Below are 586 nucleotides of genomic sequence, written 5' to 3'. Positions count from 1 at the left end.
TAACGGCGCCCAGTCATTCTCGCCCAGCCGGCTCATCCATTCCTCATCCGGCAGAACCGCCTCCCCTTCATGAGGCTCCCCATGGCAGCTATAACGGAAACGCAGCAACCACAGCGTTTCCTCTCCGTCCTCGGGCTCATTGTATTGCGTCACTGACAACACCACCCCATCCACATTGGTGCCGTGTTCTCTGAGCAAGGCCCGCTCGTAGTAATAGCCAATGCTGCTTGCACTGGTCACCAACGCCATGATCATGACCCCAATGCCGACCAGCGCAAAGAAGGCCCCGCCAAACGCCGCCCCCCAATCATCGCCACCTTCAAACCAGAGCAGACCGACGCCAACCGCCGCAAACGGCAAGCCAAGAAAGAAGAAGAGCATGAAGAAAAGGGAAAAATGCCGACGCGCCGTTTGCAGCAGCAGCGGCCAGCTGAGTGGCCCAATGGCCATAGAGTGACTNCCGTCCCTGGAAAAACCAGACAGAAGCATACCGAAAAAGCCCCCGGACCCCGAGGGCTAAGGAACCTCTGAATAACTCCTTGCATGCTCAGTCTTTCAGGCTGGCTCGCAATCTATACCCCATTCG

1 protein-coding gene is annotated in these 586 nt (G+C 57.4%); it reads right to left on the bottom strand.

Features of this window, described 5'->3' with window-relative positions; genetic code table 11:
• Positions 1 to 450: hypothetical protein (locus A3754_RS25640; RefSeq protein ID WP_063521712.1), on the bottom strand; the 450-nt coding region annotated here is incomplete at its 3' end.
• Positions 451 to 586: the final 136 nt, after the last annotated feature.

It is taken from the genome of Alcanivorax sp. HI0083, from assembly GCF_001635175.1.
This window is presented reverse-complemented; position numbering and strand designations above follow the sequence as displayed.